This is a genomic window from Ruegeria sp. K5 (assembly GCF_056531805.1).
This window is the reverse complement of record NZ_JBQFML010000001.1, coordinates 1175204-1193292: the sequence shown is the minus strand read 5'-3', so window position 1 is coordinate 1193292 and position 18089 is coordinate 1175204. Positions and strand designations below refer to the sequence as shown.

The following is an 18089-nucleotide window of genomic DNA, read 5'->3' as shown; positions in this document are numbered from 1 at the left end:
GCCTAGTGGCTGGGCCAGTTGTGCCTTAGTTCCGGTCAGTGTGGCGGATGTCCTCATTTATGGTGTGTGAGGCAGATACCGTTCCATCCTGAACCCAGGCATCAAACTGTGCCAAAACCGCGTCGCAAAAAGCGGCGTCGTTTATATGGGCGTCCAACTCGGTCATCGGGATGCGACCGGACATGGTGGTGCGCGCTTCGTCCACCATTTCGGCCAACGCTTCGGGGTCGTATGCTTCTTCGCCTTCCTTGTCCCAGGCCTCGACCCCCTGAACAGGAAGGAAAAAGTGAACCGGTCCGGTTGCAGCTTCCAGCCGGTTGGCAAGCTCTCGCACCCAGGCGCGGCGTTCTTCACCCGTGAAGACCGAACTTTTGATGAGGCGGTTGTGTTCATGAAACGGGCGGTCCGCGTATTGGTCTGGAATGTCCTGCCAGCCTGCAAAGTCCAGCAGGTCCAACGCGCCGGGGGCCACCATCTGCGGGGTGCCCGCGCGGCCTGCATTGGTCACGCGATCCTCCCCGCTGGAGACCACTGAGCCCGCCATCAGGTTCCCGAACTCCTGCATGCAGAAATCCATCACGCATACAAATGCGCCTTCGCCTGCCAGCTTCTCGAACGCCATGCCGCCCATACCGGTCGAGTGGAACACGGCCACTTCGAAGCCACGGCTTTCCAGCGCAGGTTTCAGCGTCTTCATATAGCGCAGACAGGATGAGCCGAGGCTGGTCATCCCGATCAAGGGCTTGCTGCGATCAACCTCGATGGCCGCGTTGGTTGCCCCAACCACCGCCCCCGCAGCCTGGCTAAGCGAGGACCGACAGATCGAGTTCATGCCATACAGACCGCCCGCCCACAGGATCATCTGAATATCCGGGGCCAGCCGGTGCGGCGGGATCAGGGGTGAAAAGCTGACGGTTGAAACGATGTATTTCGGAACGCCCATCGGCAACGCCTGTGCGCAGTCCAGCGCAAGATCAGTGCCCATCGTGCCGCCAATTGCGAGCATCCCGTGAAAGCGCCCCCTGGCATGTGCTTCGGCGACGACGTTTGCGGCCCCCGCAGACATCACGCGGAAGGCCTTGTTTTCGTCGCCTTGCGCGATGACCTGATCAACGGTCATGCCCCCGGCGGCTGCAATCTCGTGCTTGCTGATATCGGTCGCGTTTCCCGGATCATCCAGTACCGAGACATCCATGGTCAGCACGTCGGCCCCCTGCGCCCGGACCACGCCTTCGATAAAGCGCATCTCGGGCTCTTTTGTGTCGTATGTGCCAATCAACAGGATCGTTTTTCGGGTCATTGGCATCCTCCTGTCGGTTCAGAGCTTGATCCACGCGGTCTTCAGGTCAAGGTATTTGTCGAACGCATGCAGTGACTTGTCATGCCCGTTTCCGGATTGTTTTACGCCACCCAAGGGCACAGTGATGTCCGCCCCGCCATACGTGTTGACATGCACGACTCCGGCCTGAATTTTCGCGATCATCCGATGCGCGCGCGACAGGTCTGCAGTCCACACGCCAGCGGCCAATCCGAACTCGGTGGAGTTGGCAAGGGCGATGGCTTCCTCTTCGGTGTCAAAGGCCTGAACGGTCAGAACCGGGCCAAACACCTCTTCACAGACAACACGGTCGTTGGGTTGCACGCCGGTAATGATGGTCGGTGCCATGTATGTGCCGCCTGTGTCCTGCAGTATCCGGGTGCCCCCGGTGGCAACGGTGCGCCCGGCGGCGCGGGCCTCGTCCACAAAGGCAAGGTTCTGCGCCAGTTGTCGTTCCGAATTCACCGCACCGGCATCGGTATCAGGGTCCAGCGGGTCGCCGACACGCATGGCTTCGGCGTTTTTCACCAGCATTGCGACGAAGTCGTCATGGATTTCGCGTTGCACCAGCAGTCGCGATCCGGCAACGCAAACCTGACCCGAGTTTCGGAAAATCCCCGCAGCCGAGACTTTGGCGGCCTCTGCCAGATCGGGGGCGTCTGCAAACACGATATTTGGGGATTTGCCACCAAGTTCCAGATAAACACGTTTGAGGTTGGACCGCGCCGATGCCTCCATCAGCCGACGCCCCGTTGCCCCAGATCCGGTGAATACCAGTACGTCCACGTCGTGAGACTCGGCAATCTCAGTCCCGACAACCGCGCCTTCGCCGGTCACGACGTTGAAAACGCCGGGGGGAAGACCAGCGTCCAGCGCCAGTTCGGCAAGGCGGATCAGGGTTAACGAGGCGGTCTCGGCCGGTTTCAAAACCGCGGTGCAACCGGCGGCAAGGGCCGGGCCCAGCTTCCAACTGCCGATCATCAGGGGGAAGTTCCACGGCACGATTGCACCCACAACACCTGCGGGCTGTTTATGCACCAGCCCCAGCGCGCTGGGGGCGGTTGGGGCGATCTCGCCATATATCTTGTCGATGGCTTCGGCAAAATACCGGATCGTCCCGGCAGCGCTGAGTGGTTCGGCTTTGTAGGCCATTCCGATCTCGGTTCCGTTGTTTTGCACGCCCAATACGGCAAGTTCTGCCGCCTGCGCTTCGATAAGATCCGCCCATTTCAGCATGATTTTCTTGCGTGCAGCAGGCGCGAGGCCAGACCATCGTCCGTCGTCAAAAGCTGCGCGCGCCGAACGGATTGCCAATCGGGCATCATCCCGCGTGCCTTTTGGCATGGTCGTCAGGGTCGATCCGTCGATGGGTGACACAACATCAAGCGTGCCGCCGTCCGAGGCATCACACCGCGCGCCGTCGATCACATGGCGGGCGGGCGGTACGCTTTGGGACCGGAGTTGGTCAATTATCGCTCTGTCCAAATCACGCCTCATCGGTTTAAATAGTGAACCATGGGTATCAAAAAAGTGTCTGATCAAATGCCGACATTTGTCAATATTGATTTTCGATTGACTGAGGAGGAAACCAGATCAAAATATCTGATACCAGTGGTTCAAATATTAAACCTATCAAAAGGTATCAGATGGGAACGATCACAAAAGCTTTGGACTTGCTGTCCCTGTACGCGCGCGACCGCGCAGAAATCGGGCTGGGTGAGTTTGTGCGCCTTACCGGGCGCGACAAGGCGACGGTTCATCGCCACCTGACCGAGCTTGCGGAAAACGGCTACCTGGAGCAACACCCTGACACGCGCGCCTATCGGCTTGGTCCGGCGCTGTTGCGCCTGTCGGCCTTGCGTGAGGCGGCGTTCCCCGTGCGAAAGCTGTTGCAGCCCATCGTGTCCGAATTGTCCGAAGCTGTTGGCGAACTGGCCCATGCCAGTCTGCTGCAGGGCGAGGCGCTGTCGCCGGTCGCCCACGCGGATCCTGCCCTGCACGGCATTCAGGTGAACTTTGACATTGCCGAGATGTTGCCCCTGCACGCGACATCGTCCGGCATCGCTGCCCTGGCTTTTTGCCCCGAGGATTGGCAAGCCCGCGTCATGGCACGGCCCTTGTCGAAATATACCGACCAAACGATCTCGGACCCGGCGGACCTGAAAGGCATGATCGACCGCGTCCGGCGGTTCGGCGTGGCGTCAGTCACCGGTGGGTTTGATGAAGGGGTCACGTCGGTCGGATGCCCCGTCTTCGGCGAAGGTGGGCGCGTTCTGGGCGCTTTGGCCGTTGCCGTCCCAAGCGTGCGGGCCAGGCCGGAGAAACTGCGCGACATTGCCCAAATGCTTTTGAATGAGGCCGACCGCGCCTCGACTGCGCTGGGCGGTGCGTTTCCACAAGGGTTCGAAGCCCTGCCGCCGGACTGGGGCGATGAAACCAAGACACAACAGGTGATGTGATGAAGGACAGCAATTTCCTGAAAGAAAACAACGCGCGCCACCTGTGGCACCCGATGGCGCATCCGGCGGACAGCCTTGCAAACCCGCCTGACATTATCGTCGGCGGTGACGGTGTGCGCATCACAGATGTGGATGGGAATACGGTTGTCGATGGGGTCGGGGGGCTATGGAACGTAAACCTTGGGTATTCGTGCCAGCCGGTGAAGGATGCAATTTCCCAACAGCTGGACAGGCTGCCCTATTATTCGATTTTCCGGGGCACTACCAATGATCTGGTCATAGAACTCAGCTGGATGCTGCGCGAATTCTTTGCCCCGGACGGGCTGTCGCGCGCCTTCTTTACATCCGGCGGGTCGGATGGCGTTGAAATCGCGCTGCGCCTTGCACGGCAATATCATAAGGTGCGTGGCGAGGCCGGGCGCGTCAAATTCCTGAGCCTCAAGAAAGGCTATCATGGCACCCATACGTTGGGCGCATCGGTGAACGGTAACCCGAATTTCCGAACGCAGTACGAACCGCTGATGCCCGGCTGCCATCACATTCCATCGCCCTATACCTATCGCAATCCGTTTGGCGAAACCGATCCGGAAAACCTGGCGCAACTGTGCCTTGCGGCGCTTGAGGATGAGATCAGGTTTCAGGACCCTTCGACCATAGCCGCAATGATCATTGAGCCGGTTCTTGGGGCGGGCGGTGTGATCCCGCCGCATGAAACCTTTATGCCCGGCGTGCGCGAGATTTGCTCGAAACATGGCATTCTGCTGATCGCGGATGAAGTGATCACAGCCTATGGCCGGACGGGGGCGTGGAGCGGATCGCGCCGCTTTGGCGTCAAGCCTGACATGGCGGTCACGGCGAAGGCCATCACAAACGGGTATTTTCCGTTCGGTGCCGTGATGATCAGCGATGCGGTGGCTGATGTGTTCGAAGGTGACCGCTCGGGCAAGGCGGCAATCGGGTCGGGGTATACCTATTCCGGCCATCCCGTGGGCGCCGCTGCCGCGATTGCGTGCCTGAAGGAAACCGAACGCCTGAACGTCAAGGACAACGCCGCGCAGCGTGGGGCGCAATTGCATGCGGGCCTTCAGGCGCTGGGCGAGACATACGACCTGATCGGCGATGTGCGTGGGGGGTATGGCCTGATGTGCGCGTTAGAGCTGGTTGCGGACAGAACCACAAAAACGCCCATCGACAAGGCCACTATCGGCAAGGTGCAAAAAACGGCCTATGAGGCCGGGGCCATGGTGCGCGTGTCGGGAAACAACATCATTCTGTCCCCGCCGCTGGTGCTGGGCGAAGAGGACGTGAACACTTTGATTTCGGCGCTGGACAAAGGGCTAGCGTCGGTGTGATTTCGTGACCTTTCAAGGGGTTGAATCCTGATCTTCAATCGCCAGGGCAAGCTTTCGCAGCAGCGCCAACAGGGTGTCGTGATCGTTATCCCCAAGGATGCTTCGGTAATGGGCGGCGATGTCCGAGGCCTCGGCCATGTGATCATCAATGATCGCTTGCCCTGCAGCCGTGATCGCAATGTGCTGGCGACGGCGGTCTGTCGCGTCGGCCTCGCGGGACACGAGCCCGGCTTTCTCCATCGAATGTACAATCCGGCTGAGGCTTGGCGACATCAGCGCCGCGCGATTGGCCAACATGCCGGCGTCCATCTTTCCGCCCTCGCTGAGCACGCGCAGAACGCGCCATTGCTGTTCGGTGATGCCCGCCTTGGCCAACATCTTGCGGATCGGGGCCATTACGGCCTCACGCGCGCGGATCAGCGACACAGGAAGTGACTGCGCCGTTGGGGGCAGGGCGTTGGGTTTTTTGGTTCGCGATGTTTCTGGCAATGGTCCGATCCCAAAATTACATCACATGTTAAATAAATTGTTTGACTCGAGGCCGCAACGTTCGATAGGTATAATATTACTTAACATAGCAAATAAAATGGATTGAGACGTGCCGCATATCCACATCGAATATTCCGCAAACCTGGAACAGGTCGTGGATATGGCCGGGCTGTGTGATGCGTTAAGGCAATCTGCGGCCCGGATCGACGCCTTGCCCATGCCCGGGCTGCGTGTGCGGGCGATCCGCGTCGATCATTATTCCATCGCGGATGGCGATCCCAAACACGGGTTTGTCGACATATCGGTCCGCCTGCGCGAAGGACGGGCGGATGCCGTCAAGCAGGACGTCATCAAGCAGATTTTCGACACCGCGCGGGCCTTTCTGAAACCCGCAATGGACACGCATTCGATCGCTTTGTCGTCTGAATTGCGGGAAATCGACGCCCGTCTTTCCCCAAAATGCGGCACGATCCGCGACCATCTGGAGGACCCGAAATGAGCAGTTTGGAGCAGAACCTGGAAAAGCTGAACGGGTTGCTGGCGCGGTTCCGGAAGGATGGGATCAAAAACCGGATTGCGGGTAAGGACCGGGACGGGTCCGCAGGCAGGTTCCAAACCACGTCTCCGGTCGACAAAAGCGTGATTTGTGAGGTTGCCCAGGGCAATGCGGACGATATCGACGCTGCGGCCAATGCTGCGGCAGGTGCATTTCCCGAATGGCGTGACATGCCCGCAACCGAGCGGCGCAAGATCTTGATCCGTGTGGCTGAAGGCATCGAAGCGCGCGCTGAGGAGATCGCCTTGTGCGAATGCTGGGACACTGGGCAGGCGTTGAAATTCATGTCGAAGGCCGCACTGCGCGGGGCCGAGAACTTTCGCTATTTCGCCGATCAGGTTGTGCAGGCGCGGGATGGTCAGCATCTGAAATCGCCGACCCTGATGAACATCACCACGCGCGTCCCGATTGGCCCGGTCGGTGTGATCACGCCCTGGAACACGCCCTTCATGCTGTCCACGTGGAAAATTGCACCTGCGCTGGCGGCCGGGTGCACAGTGGTCCACAAACCGGCCGAGGCCAGCCCGCTGACGGCAAAGCTGTTGGTCGAAATCGCGGAAGAGGCCGGTCTGCCAAAAGGCGTTTTGAACACGGTGAACGGTTTTGGCGAAGAGGCGGGAAAGGCGCTGTGCGAACATCCTAAAATCCGCGCCATTGCCTTTGTGGGCGAAAGCCGCACAGGCAGCCTGATCACCAAGCAGGGGGCAGATACGCTCAAACGCAACCATCTTGAGTTGGGCGGCAAAAACCCCGTTATCGTGTTCGACGATGCCGATCTGGACCGCGCTCTGGATGCGGTGATCTTCATGATCTATTCGATCAATGGCGAGCGCTGCACATCTTCGTCGCGTTTGCTGGTGCAGGACACGATTAAGGACGCGTTCGAGGCCAAGCTTGTCGAGCGCGTGAACACGATCAAGGTCGGCCATCCGCTGGACCCGGCGACCGAGATCGGACCGCTGGTGAGCGAGGAACATTACAACAAGGTCACCAGCTACTTTGAGGTCGCGAAAGAGGACGGGGCCACCATCGCCGCGGGCGGGACGACGGTCGGGGAGACCGGCTATTTTGTACGACCGACCCTTTTCACCAACGCAAACAACCAGATGCGCATCGCGCGCGAGGAAATCTTTGGCCCCGTTCTGACCGCCATTCCATTCTCGACCGAGGATGAGGCGCTGCAAATCGCCAACGACACACCCTACGGTCTGACCGGCTACGTCTGGACCAACGACCTGACCCGCGCCTTGCGTTTCACCGACAAGCTTGAGGCCGGGATGATCTGGGTGAACTCGGAAAACGTCCGCCATCTGCCGACGCCGTTCGGTGGTGTCAAAGCCTCGGGCATCGGTCGGGACGGCGGCGATTGGAGCTTTGAGTTCTACATGGAACAAAAGCACATCGGCTTTGCCACCGGTCAGCACAAGATCACTCGCCTCGGAACCTGACGCGCGTCGCCCTGACAATCCAATGTACTTAGGAGTTTGAAATGCCTGTACCCGCTCCGAACCTCTACCCGGATTTCAACACGATCCGCCTGAGCCATGTTTGCCTGAACGTAAGGGATCTGGCGGTGTCCAGGGCGTTTTACGTTGACATGTTCGGCCTGCAGGTGACGCATGAGACCGACACCCACATCTACCTGCGCGCGTTGGAGGAGCGTGGGCATCATAGCGTGGTTTTGCAGAAATCCGATGCGCCCGGCACGGTCGATGTCATGGGGTTCAAAGTCTTTGATGAGGCTGATCTTGATCGCGCCGAAGCCTGGTTTCAGGCCAAAGGCCGCCCGACCCAGTGGATCCAACGCCCGTTTCAGGGGCGCACGTTGCTGACCTCGGACAATTTCGGTATCCCGTTGGAATTCTATAACAAGATGGACAGGCTGCCGACGATCCATCAGGACTATGCCCGATACCATGGCGTGCGTCCCTTGCGGATAGACCATTTCAACTGTTTCAGTCCAAACGTCGATCACAGCGTCGCCTTCTACAGCGACATGGGATTTCGGGTTACGGAATATACCGAAGACGAAGACAGCAAGCGGTTGTGGGCGGCGTGGCTGCATCGCAAAGGCGGTGTGCATGACATGGCCTTTACCAACGGCACCGGGCCTCGTATGCACCATGTGGCGTTCTGGGTCGCCAACCCGATGCACATCATCGATCTTCTGGATGTCTTGTCGACCACGGGTTACGTCGAAAACATCGAACGCGGGCCGGGGCGGCACGGTATTTCCAACGCGTTCTTTCTGTATATCCTTGACCCGGATGGTCACCGGATCGAAATCTACAGCTCGGATTATCAGACACTGGATCCTGATCATGAACCGCTGAAATGGGATCTGAAAGATCCCCAGCGGCAAACCCTATGGGGTGCGCCCGCACCGCGCAGCTGGTTTGAACATGGGTCACGGTTCACAGGCGTTGACGTGGCCGAGGCGGATCTGAACGCCACCCCGATCATCGCACCCTGAGGAGGCGGGAATGGACTGGGACGAGTTTGGCCACTGGGGCAAACGCATATCCGACTGGGCCGCGGATTATCACAAGGCTCTGCCCGACCTGCCGGTGCGCGCGCAAACCGCCCCGGGTGAGATTGCCGCGCAGCTTCCCCAGCAGCCGCCCGAGCATGCTCAGGCCATGGACACCATCATGGCCGATTTCGAACGGATCGTGATGCCGGGGATGACCCATTGGCAGCACCCGCGTTTCTTTGCCTATTTCCCGGCCAATGCCGCGCCGCCGTCGATGCTGGCCGAGATGCTGGTCACTACAATCGCGGCGCAGTGCATGTTGTGGCAGACCTCTCCGGCCGCGACCGAGGTCGAAGGGGTTATGGTTGACTGGCTCCGGCAGGCGCTGGGCTTGCCCGAAGGCATGACCGGGGTCATTCAGGACAGCGCGTCCTCGGCCACCTTGTCGGCGGTGCTGACCATGCGCGAACGGGCCACGGGCTTTACCGGCAATCGTGAAGGGTTGAACACCAAAGGGGCGCTGCGGATTTATTGCTCGGATCAGGTTCATTCGTCGATTGACCGGGCCTGCTGGGTCGCGGGCATCGGTCAGGACAATCTGGTCAAACTGCCCGCCTATGGCCCGACCTTTGCGATTGACCCGGATGCGCTGGAGGCCGCAATCCAGCGCGACATCGCCGCCGGTCATGTGCCCGCCGGGATCATCGCCATCACCGGGGGCACCGGGGTGGGGGCATGCGATGATCTCAATGCGGTTGCCGATGTGGCGCAGAAACACGACCTATATACGCATCTTGATGCGGCATGGGCCGGGTCGGCCATGATCTGCCCGGAATTCCGCGCGGGGCTTTGGGCCGGGGCCGACCGCTATGACAGTATCGTCTTCAACCCGCACAAGTGGCTGGGCGCGCAGTTCGATTGCGCCATTCAATTCCTCAGGGACGCCACACCGCAGTTGAACACGCTGAAGATCGAGCCCGAATACCTCAAGACAACCGGGGCAGAGGTCACGAATTACTCGGAATGGACGATCCCCTTGGGGCGCAGGTTCCGGGCGCTGAAAATCTGGTTCCTGTTGCGCTCATACGGGTTGGAGGGGTTGCGGACCCGCATCCGCAACCACGTTACTTGGGCCGCTGAGCTTGCTGAGACAATTGGCGCGATGGAGGGGTTTGAGGTGACGACGGGCCCGATTCTCAGCCTGTTTTCCTTCCGTTGTCCTGGTGATGATGAGATGCAGCAGCGATTGGTGGATGCGCTGAACGATGATGGCCGGATTTACCTGACCCAAGGCCTGTTCGACGGTCGCAAGATCATCCGCTTTCAGGTCGGCCAATTCGATACAACGCGCGAAGACGTGCTGATGGCGGCAGAGGTCATCCGTGACGTCTGGGGAAAGATTACATGAAGTTTGCCACCTACACAACAGATAACAGGACGTTTTTCGGAGCCATCACCGATAACGGCGCTATCGCTCTGAATGATGCGTTCCCGGACTGCGCCAGCCTGTATGAGGTGATCGCCTCGGGTGCATTCGGGCAGTTGGCCAAAGCTGCCGAAGGCAGGCCCGTCACCCATACCGAGTTCACCTATGAGATGGTGATGCCGGATGCGCGCCGTATCCTATGTGTTGGGGTGAACTTTCCGGACCGAAATGCGGAATACAAGGACGGCAGCGCGCAGCCCAAATACATGTCGCTGTTTCCACGTTTTCCCAGCGGCTTTACCGGCCATGACCGCCCATTGATCCGACCGCCCGAAAACCACACGCTGGATTACGAAGGCGAGGTTGCCATTGTGATCGGCAAGGGAGGCCGCAGGATCGCTCAGCAAGACGCGTATGACCATATCGCGGCCTTGACCTTATGCAATGAAGGCACGATCCGGGATTGGGTGCGGCACGCCAAGTTTAACGTCACGCAAGGAAAGAACTGGGACAAATCGGGGTCAATCGGCCCGTGGCTGGTGCCGTTCACCGATGCGGCGCAACTGGATGACGCCCGCATCCAGACCCGCGTGAATGGCGAGCTACGGCAGGATGACACGCTGAACCGCATGATGTTCCCGATTCGGCGCGAGATCGAGTATATCTCGACCTTCATGACCTTGCAGCCCGGCGATATCATCGTCACCGGCACCCCCACCGGCGCGGGCGCGCGGTTCGATCCGCCAAGATACCTGGTGCCCGGCGACGTTGTAGAGGTGTCGGTCGACGGCATCGGCACCCTGCGCAACACGGTCGAGGATGAACAGGTATGACCCCCGAAGATCACGACCGCGCCGCTGCTGATCTGTTGCGGGCCGAACGGACGCGCGAACAGATCGGGTTGCTGAGCCTGCGCCACCCCGAAATGGGCATGGACGACGCTTATGCGGTGCAAAAGGCCATCTACCGTCAGAAACTGGCCGAAGGACGCAAGGTGATTGGCTGGAAGATCGGGCTGACCTCGAAAGCGATGCAATATGCGTTGAATATCGACATCCCCGACAGCGGGATTTTGTTCGATGATATGGTGTTCGCGAATGGCAGCACTGTCCCGGCAGGGCGTTTCATCCAACCCCGGATCGAGGCCGAGATTGCCTTTGTCATGCACTCCGCCGTGGGGGGCGAGGACGTCCGTCGTGAGGATGTCATCGCCGCAACGGATTACGTCGTACCGTCCATCGAAATCCTCGACACCCGTATTCAGCGCATGGACCCCGAGACCGGCAAGGCGCGCACTGTGTTTGACACGATCAGCGACAATGCGGCAAATGCGGGCGTCGTGTTGGGCGATGAACGCCATGCAATTGATGCGTTTGATCTGCGTTGGGTGGGCGCACTGACCTTCCGTAATGGCGAGATTGAGGAAACAGGGCTGGGGGCCGGTGTATTGAACGATCCTATCGAAAGCGTTGTCTGGCTGGCCCGCCGCATGGTGCAGTACGGCCAAAGCATCGAACCGGGTCAGGTCATCTTGTCCGGCAGCTTCATCCGACCTGTCGAATGCCCGTCAGGCGCTGACATCCACGCCGATTTCGGCGCGTTTGGCTCGGTCGATATTTCTTTCGCCTGAACGGAGCGTAACAGATGCCCGATCCGATCTACGCAATAGGCGACATTCACGGTCAATTTGGGATGCTGGAGGACGCCCTGGCGCGGATCGAACGCGACGGCGGCCCCGATGCCAAAGTGGTGTTCATTGGTGACTACACCGACCGGGGGCCACAAAGCCGCGAGGTTCTGGATTTACTGATCAAAGGGCAGGCCGAGGGCAGGAACTGGACGTTCCTGCGCGGCAATCACGACCAGATGTACGCGATGTTCCTTGAGGCGTATCCGCGCAATGATGCCCGACTTCTGATCGGTTATCACTGGCTGCATCCCCGGATTGGCGGCGTCGAGACGTTGCAGTCTTACGGGGTAGGGGTAGAGGACGGAGATCGCATCTATCAGGTTCACGCCAAGGCGAAACAGGCGGTGCCACAGGCGCATATCGACTTTATGACCCGGTTGCAGCCTTATCACCTGACCACCGATGTGCTGTTTGTCCACGCAGGCATTCGACCCGGTGTGCCATTAGAGCAGCAAGACCCCGACGACCTGATCTGGATCCGCGATGAGTTTCTGAACCACGAAGGCCAGCATCCGTGGCTGGTGGTACACGGCCACAGCCACGTATCTGCGCCGGATCACCGGGGCAATCGGATCAATATCGACACCGGTGCAGGCTATTGCCACCCGCTGACTGCGGTGGTGTTCGAAGGCACGGACTGTTGGGTGCTGGAGGCTCAGGGCCGCAATCGACTGGTGCCCTAAGCTGTATTTCGGATCTGTCGCCGGGTCTGAAGCTTTTCAAGCAGCGGCTTGCAGGGCCTGCCTGAGCGTTTCTTGATCCCCAATATGATTGGCCAGCACAAGGATCAGTCGGGCGTTCAGCGCTTCGCTATCCTCATCCGACAGCCCGTCATGGGCGGCGATCAGATCGGCGTAGAAATCATCCGGTGATGGCAGGTTTGGCTCGGTAATCAACGGCATGTGCTATTCCTTTCCGCAGGCTTTGCGAACCGCCGCGCGCGTCGCCGCCTCATCAAACGCCACCCAGCGGGCCGCTACATGCTGATCCGGGCGGATCAGATAAACGGCCTGTTTGTTCGCCCCAAGATAGCGGGCAGCTAAGGCATCGGTCGTCTGGACAGAGACGGTGCGCAGGGTGATCCCATCCACGTCCAGATGTGCCGGTGCATCCGTGTTGATCGCCAGAAGAACAAACTCATCCCCAAGCCGGTCGAGCAGGAAGCCATCGCCCAAAGGCGCATCTGCACATGTCGCACCGACGCGCGTTCCGCTTGGGCCGTCGGGCAGGGCATCCTCGCCGTTCAGGGATGAATGATCATAGGTGCAGGGCACGGACAACCGCCCCGAATTGACCAGAGGCCGGGCAAAGCTGTGCGTTTCGGCCAGCTTCAAGACTGCATCGCGAAACCTCTTGCTGGTTTTGGACTTCGGGGTGATGAAATCGGTCGAACGGGTCGAGTTGAGGATATTCTCATCCGCCGCAAACACCCGTTCCTGATCATAGCTGTCCAGCAGGCTGTCCGGTGCCTTTCCCGCAATCACAAGGCCAAGCTTCCAGCCCAGATTGTCCACATCCTGCATCCCCGAATTGGCCCCGCGCGCGCCAAACGGGGACACCTGATGCGCTGAATCTCCTGCAAAGATCACCCGGCCATGGCGGAAGTTCTGCATGCGGCGGCACTGGAAGGTGTAGATTGAGGACCAGACAAGTTCATATTCGACGTCGTCGCCCAGCATCGCATCCAGCCGTCTGCGGATGTTTTCCTCTCTCAGTTCTTCCTTGCGGTCCACATCCCAGCCGATCTGAAAATCCACGCGCCAGACGTTATCAGGCTGTTTGTGCAGCAAAGTCGAGGCCCCGGATTTGAAGTAAGGCTCGAACCAGAACCAGCGTTCTGTCGGGAATTCGCTGGTTTTCATCCTGATATCAGCGATCAGGAAGCTGTCCTGAAACACGCGCCCCTCGAACCCCAGATCAAGCATGTCCCGCGTCGGGGACCCCGCGCCGTCGCAGGCGATCAGCCAGTCCGCCTCGACCTGATAGGGACCATCCGGAGTTTCTATGGAAAGGGTCACGTGGTCGTCTTTGGCATCAATCGCTTCAACCCGGTTCTTGCCGCGGATTTCGATGGGCGCTCCGCGCTCCTGTTCGGCACAGATGGCCTCGAAGATGAACTTCTCGAAATAGGGCTGTTGCAGGTTGATGAACGCCGGGTTGCGATGGCCGGTTTCGGGCAGAAGGTTGAATTCATAAACCTGTCGGTCGTCCTGAAACACCTTGCCGACATTCCAGACCACGCCCTTATCCAGCATCGGTGCGCCGCACCCGTAGCGGTCTGCGATCTCCAGCGTTCGCTTGGCAAAGCAGATCGCGCGGCTGCCCATGCCGATCCCTTCGTGATCGTCCAGAACCAGCGCGGGAATGCCTTGCCGTCCCAGATCCAGCGCCATGGCCAGCCCGATCGGGCCGCCGCCGACGATAACAACCGGATGGCGCCTGGCCTGCGGTGCGTCCTGATCAGCGGATTTCTGATAGGGATATAGCCGAAACGCGAGTGAATATCTGTCCTGAAGCATCTGAATACCTGACGTGCCGAATTGGGGTGTAATCGGATCAGCCTTGCAACTGCTCCCACATCTCCAGATCGCGTTTGTCGGTCCATATGCGGGGGTGGGTGATCCCGCGTGCTTCGTCATAGGCGCGGCTGACGTTGAAGGGCAGGCAGTGTTCGTAGATGGCGTAGTCCTTGAACTTGGGGTCGCAGGCGTCGCGAACGGCGTCCCACGCGTCCTTGAGCGTTCCGCCCTTCATCGCTACACGCTGGGCAGGGGTGTAGGTCGAGTTCACGAAGTCCCGCGTGCTTTCGATGGCGCGCTCCACCGCCTTCTTGCCCACCAGCGCCGCACCACGACCCGGTGCAATGGCGTCCACGTCATAGGCCTTGATCGCGTCGAGCGTTCCGCCCCAATCCGCGAAATGCCCGTCGCCGCAATAACAGGCCGAATGATCCTCGACGATATCGCCGGTGAACATCACATTCTGGTCGGGCACATGGATCACTGCGTCACCTGCCGTATGGGCCCGGCCGATCTGTTTGATGTCCACCCGGCGATTGCCCAGATAGACGGTCATGCTGTCGCTGAAGGTCGTTGTGGGCCATGTCAGGCCGGGGATGCTTTCGTGTCCTTCGAACAGGCGCGGGAAGCGCTGGAATTCGCTATCCCAATCCTCTTGCCCGCGTTCGACAACCATCGAGCGGGCGACATCGGACATGATGATTTGCTGCGCATTAAAGGCCGACGCGCCCAGCACCCGAACGGCATGATAGTGAGTCAGCACAACGTGGGTGATTGGTTTGTCGGTCACGGTCCGGACGCATTCGATCACTTTGTTGGCCAGTCGTGGGGTGGCCTGCGCCTCGACAATCATGACGCTGTCATCACCGATGATGACGCCAGAATTCGGGTCGCCCTCGGCGGTAAACGCGTAAAGCCCTTCGCCAATCTCATCAAAAGTGATTGTCTTTTCGGTAAGATCGCCTTGCGATGCAAATGCCTTGGCCACGAGGATCGGTCCTTTTGCTGTTTTGACGAAGAAGGCCCCGGGGCGCTTCTGGTCCGAGTGTATAGGAAATTGCCTCAGATAATCGTTGCATTTGCAACGGTGTCAATATTTTTGTTGCATTTGCAATGAATATTTGGCCTCCATACGGAAAAAGGGACGTTGCCGGATGACGCCAAACACTTTGCCCGAGTTCGATCTGGAGAAATACCTGCCGTACCGCCTGACAGTTCTGGCTGCGCGTCTGAGTATGGACATGGCGCAGCAGTACAAAAGTGAGTTTGGCATTTCGATTCCCGAGTGGCGGGTTCTTGTAAACATTGGATACGCAAAGAACTTATCGGTGCGGGACATCGAAAAACGGGTCAGTTTGGAAAAATCGATGGTCAGCCGGGCAGCGGCGCGGCTAGAGGCGCGCGGACTTGTTTCCAAGACGGTCGACCCCAAGGACCGGCGTCTGGTGAAGCTTGAACTGACCGAAGAGGGGGCCTTGGTCCTTGGTCAACTGATCCCGATCGCCTCGGCCTTTCAGGCAGATCTGGAGCGCAAGCTTGGGGCGGAAAAAGACGCGCTCTATTCCGCGCTGGATAGGTTGGCGGATTGAGGACCGTTGGCCTTTTTGGCGCAACGCGGCAGGAAGGGCGTGGTCGCGCCCCGGGAAAAACGCAACGGAACTGTGGCCAGTTGCGTGCGCTTATACTCTAGTCAAACCAGGTATCGGGTTGAGAGGAGGGCCGGGCACACCGGCTGATAGGGGCGATGTTGGTAAAGGCGGCAAAGATCTTCGCGGGCGCGGCAGTTGCCGGCGCACTCGGTCTGACAGGGTATCTGTTGATTGCGCCGCCCGATTTGCTGAAGGTCGGCACGAATTACTCGGCCAAGATCGTCTGTTCCAACGTGTTCATCGCGGGGCGCGACCCGGATGAGGTTCTGTCGGTTGACGTGCAAGCCCCCGGGCATCCATTGCTTCGGCAAATCTCGATCAATGTGGACCGCGAAGCGCAAAGCGTCGAGGCACGGATTTTCCGGTTCTTTGCGCCTGCAACTTCTCAATACCGCGAGGGGTTAGGGTGTGCGAACCTGCACACGTCCGAACTCAGCGACAAGACCCTTGCTGCGTCGCCGTCATTGCCGGACGGCATCTGGCCGAAGGGAAACCGCGTAAACCCGTCTCAAGATGCTGAAATAGAACGCATTCTGTCCGACGAGACCTTGCTTGGCGAAGGGTATCGCGCTGTCGTTGTCGTGCAAGATGGTCGCATCGTTGGGGAAAGCTATGCGCCGGGTTTCGACGAAAACACCCCGCTGTTGGGATGGTCCATGACCAAGACCGTGACGGCGGGCCTAATTGGTACGTTGATACAGTCCGGCCAGATGGCGTTGGACGATAAACTGGTCGACAGCTTCCCCGAATGGGCCGATAACAGCCGCAGGGACATCACTGTCGCCGATATGTTGTCGATGGCAAGCGGGCTGGAGTGGAACGAAGAGTACGGGGATGTTTCTGACGTCACCAGAATGCTCTATCTGCGTGATGACATGGCCGGATTTGCGGCAGGTCGTCCAGCAGAGAGCGAAATTGGCACCGACTTCAACTATTCGTCCGGAACATCCACTGCACTGTCCCGCGTGTGGCAAGACGCGGTTGGCGACGGGGGGCTAAGCTATCCGAAGGAGGCATTGTTCGAGCCGTTGGGCATGACCTCGGTCGTGCTGGAAACAGATGCTGCGGATACGTTTGTCGGGTCCAGCTATATGTACGCTACGGCGCGGGACTGGGCGCGGTTTGGGCAGTTTTTGCTGCAAAAGGGCGTCTGGGATGGGCAGCAGATACTGCCCGAAGGATTTACGGATTGGATGTTTGAGCCGGTGGCCGCGTCGAATGGTGCCTATGCCAAAGGGCACCTTTGGATCGAGGCCCCGGGTGGCGTGCCGTCCTTCGAAGATTCGGTCTGGTTACAGGGCCACGACGGACAGACCATCGGCATTTTCCCGTCCCATGACATGGTCGTCGTCCGGCTGGGTCTGACGCCTTCGAAACTGGGGTATTCCTCGCTGCCGTTGGCGCAGGAACTGATCGCGGCCTTTGCTGAAAACTAACTTTGTAGCGGGAGGTTCTGATCCACGCTGCTAAGAATGCCAGCCTCGCAGAAACACAGCAGGTTTTGGATCATGTCGTCAGACTGCGGTTCGTCACCCGTTCCGCCGAGCGCGGCAATCCGCCAGTCAGAGGTACAGAGCGCCAGCATGGACGACACCGCAAACACCAGCGCGCCAGCGACGCGCGCCGGGTCCGCGCCGGGGAAACGCGCGCACAGCATCTGTACAACACGCGTGGCCACCGGATCGAAATGCGTATTGGCCAGCGCGCGCCATCGCGTGTCAGCTGAAACGATTGCCACAATGCGCGCATAGGCCAGCCACTGAGGATCGCCACCAAAGGCGCGGGTCACAAGCGGCAGCATGAAGGCTGACATCAGGTCGCCAACACTCCAGTCCTGCTGAGCCTCAAGCGCTCTGATGGACGCAAGGCGTTCTTCCGACAACTCGGCGGCCCGACGCGCTACGATACGCTCGAACAACTCGTCTTTCGGGCCACCGTGAAAGTTCACGCTGGCCTTTTGAACCTGCGCCCGTTCGGCAATGTCCCTGATCGATGCCCCTTCGAATCCCCGTTCTGCAAAAACCAGCTCGGCGGCGTCCAGGATTCGGTCCCTCGCGGCAAGCGATCGCTGCGAAGGTGCTCTTTTTCGTTCTTTTACAGCATGTTGGGCCATCTCAAAAACCAGTTTGCCTTATTTCGAACGTTCGTTCAAGATAAG

The 18089-nt window shown here is 59.4% G+C and carries 18 protein-coding genes; 11 read left to right on the top strand and 7 right to left on the bottom strand.

The window, feature by feature from the left end; genetic code table 11:
• Positions 1 to 25: 25 nt before the first annotated feature.
• Complete coding sequence (locus ACR0MO_RS05990) at positions 26 to 1300, bottom strand: Tm-1-like ATP-binding domain-containing protein (protein WP_480890137.1); 1275 nt, start codon at positions 1298 to 1300, stop codon at positions 26 to 28.
• 18 nt (positions 1301 to 1318) lie between these two features.
• Positions 1319 to 2803, bottom strand: coding sequence for an aldehyde dehydrogenase family protein (locus ACR0MO_RS05985; RefSeq protein ID WP_480890135.1), 1485 nt, complete (start codon positions 2801 to 2803; stop codon positions 1319 to 1321).
• A 161-nt stretch (positions 2804 to 2964) separates the two neighbouring features.
• Between ACR0MO_RS05985 and ACR0MO_RS05980 the strand changes: the two genes are divergently transcribed.
• Both ACR0MO_RS05980 and ACR0MO_RS05975 read left to right on the top strand, forming a co-directional pair.
• Entirely contained in the window at positions 2965 to 3777 is an 813-nt protein-coding gene (locus tag ACR0MO_RS05980; protein ID WP_170621502.1) for an IclR family transcriptional regulator, read from the top strand.
• A complete protein-coding gene (locus ACR0MO_RS05975; protein WP_480780374.1) occupies positions 3777 to 5129 on the top strand; it encodes an aminotransferase class III-fold pyridoxal phosphate-dependent enzyme in 1353 nt (450 codons plus the stop codon). Before ACR0MO_RS05980 ends, ACR0MO_RS05975 begins: the two co-directional genes overlap by 1 nt.
• A 12-nt stretch (positions 5130 to 5141) precedes the next feature.
• Here ACR0MO_RS05975 and hpaR read toward each other — a convergent pair whose 3' ends face one another.
• Positions 5142 to 5618 carry a homoprotocatechuate degradation operon regulator HpaR gene (gene hpaR / locus ACR0MO_RS05970; protein ID WP_480780375.1) on the bottom strand — a complete coding sequence of 159 codons (477 nt, stop codon included), beginning with the start codon at positions 5616 to 5618 and terminating at the stop codon, positions 5142 to 5144.
• A gap of 109 nt (positions 5619 to 5727) precedes the next feature.
• Between hpaR and ACR0MO_RS05965 the strand changes: the two genes are divergently transcribed.
• The 7 genes from ACR0MO_RS05965 to ACR0MO_RS05935 are packed head-to-tail and all read left to right on the top strand — an operon-like array spanning position 5728 to position 12446.
• Entirely contained in the window at positions 5728 to 6117 is a 390-nt protein-coding gene (locus ACR0MO_RS05965) for a 5-carboxymethyl-2-hydroxymuconate isomerase (protein WP_170621506.1), read from the top strand.
• Positions 6114 to 7622, top strand: a complete 1509-nt coding sequence (hpaE, locus tag ACR0MO_RS05960) for a 5-carboxymethyl-2-hydroxymuconate semialdehyde dehydrogenase (protein ID WP_480625797.1) — start codon at positions 6114 to 6116, stop codon at positions 7620 to 7622. Before ACR0MO_RS05965 ends, hpaE begins: the two co-directional genes overlap by 4 nt.
• 41 nt (positions 7623 to 7663) lie before the next feature.
• Positions 7664 to 8647 (top strand): 3,4-dihydroxyphenylacetate 2,3-dioxygenase, encoded by a 984-nt coding sequence (gene hpaD / locus ACR0MO_RS05955; protein WP_480890130.1) that lies wholly within the window; start codon positions 7664 to 7666, stop codon positions 8645 to 8647.
• 10 nt (positions 8648 to 8657) lie between these two features.
• On the top strand, positions 8658 to 10055 hold the full coding sequence (locus ACR0MO_RS05950) for a pyridoxal phosphate-dependent decarboxylase family protein (protein WP_480780376.1): 1398 nt from the start codon (positions 8658 to 8660) through the stop codon (positions 10053 to 10055).
• Entirely contained in the window at positions 10052 to 10906 is an 855-nt protein-coding gene (locus tag ACR0MO_RS05945; protein WP_480780377.1) for a fumarylacetoacetate hydrolase family protein, read from the top strand. Before ACR0MO_RS05950 ends, ACR0MO_RS05945 begins: the two co-directional genes overlap by 4 nt.
• On the top strand, positions 10903 to 11703 hold the full coding sequence (hpaH, locus tag ACR0MO_RS05940; RefSeq protein ID WP_480780378.1) for a 2-oxo-hept-4-ene-1,7-dioate hydratase: 801 nt from the start codon (positions 10903 to 10905) through the stop codon (positions 11701 to 11703). Before ACR0MO_RS05945 ends, hpaH begins: the two co-directional genes overlap by 4 nt.
• A 14-nt stretch (positions 11704 to 11717) precedes the next feature.
• Complete coding sequence (locus tag ACR0MO_RS05935; RefSeq protein WP_480625802.1) at positions 11718 to 12446, top strand: metallophosphoesterase family protein; 729 nt, start codon at positions 11718 to 11720, stop codon at positions 12444 to 12446.
• Positions 12447 to 12482: 36 nt separating this feature from the next.
• Here ACR0MO_RS05935 and ACR0MO_RS05930 read toward each other — a convergent pair whose 3' ends face one another.
• From ACR0MO_RS05930 to ACR0MO_RS05920, 3 genes are read right to left on the bottom strand one after another with little or no spacing between them, the layout of a single operon-like run.
• Complete coding sequence (locus tag ACR0MO_RS05930; RefSeq protein ID WP_480625803.1) at positions 12483 to 12665, bottom strand: DUF2783 domain-containing protein; 183 nt, start codon at positions 12663 to 12665, stop codon at positions 12483 to 12485.
• Positions 12666 to 12668: 3 nt separating this feature from the next.
• Positions 12669 to 14282, bottom strand: a complete 1614-nt coding sequence (locus ACR0MO_RS05925; protein WP_480890126.1) for an FAD-dependent oxidoreductase — start codon at positions 14280 to 14282, stop codon at positions 12669 to 12671.
• 37 nt (positions 14283 to 14319) lie between these two features.
• Positions 14320 to 15270, bottom strand: coding sequence for an MBL fold metallo-hydrolase (locus ACR0MO_RS05920; RefSeq protein ID WP_170517586.1), 951 nt, complete (start codon positions 15268 to 15270; stop codon positions 14320 to 14322).
• 166 nt (positions 15271 to 15436) lie between these two features.
• Here ACR0MO_RS05920 and ACR0MO_RS05915 point away from each other — a divergent pair, with 166 nt between their 5' ends.
• Both ACR0MO_RS05915 and ACR0MO_RS05910 read left to right on the top strand, forming a co-directional pair.
• Positions 15437 to 15871: a MarR family transcriptional regulator gene (locus tag ACR0MO_RS05915; RefSeq protein ID WP_170517589.1), complete on the top strand. Its 435-nt coding sequence runs from the start codon at positions 15437 to 15439 to the stop codon at positions 15869 to 15871.
• Positions 15872 to 16026: 155 nt separating this feature from the next.
• Positions 16027 to 17367 (top strand): serine hydrolase domain-containing protein, encoded by a 1341-nt coding sequence (locus ACR0MO_RS05910; RefSeq protein ID WP_480890122.1) that lies wholly within the window; start codon positions 16027 to 16029, stop codon positions 17365 to 17367.
• Here the strand turns inward: ACR0MO_RS05910 and ACR0MO_RS05905 are convergent.
• Positions 17364 to 18044, bottom strand: coding sequence for a TetR/AcrR family transcriptional regulator (locus ACR0MO_RS05905; protein ID WP_480890120.1), 681 nt, complete (start codon positions 18042 to 18044; stop codon positions 17364 to 17366). The genes ACR0MO_RS05910 and ACR0MO_RS05905 overlap by 4 nt on opposite strands.
• Between the last annotated feature and the right edge of the window lie 45 nt (positions 18045 to 18089).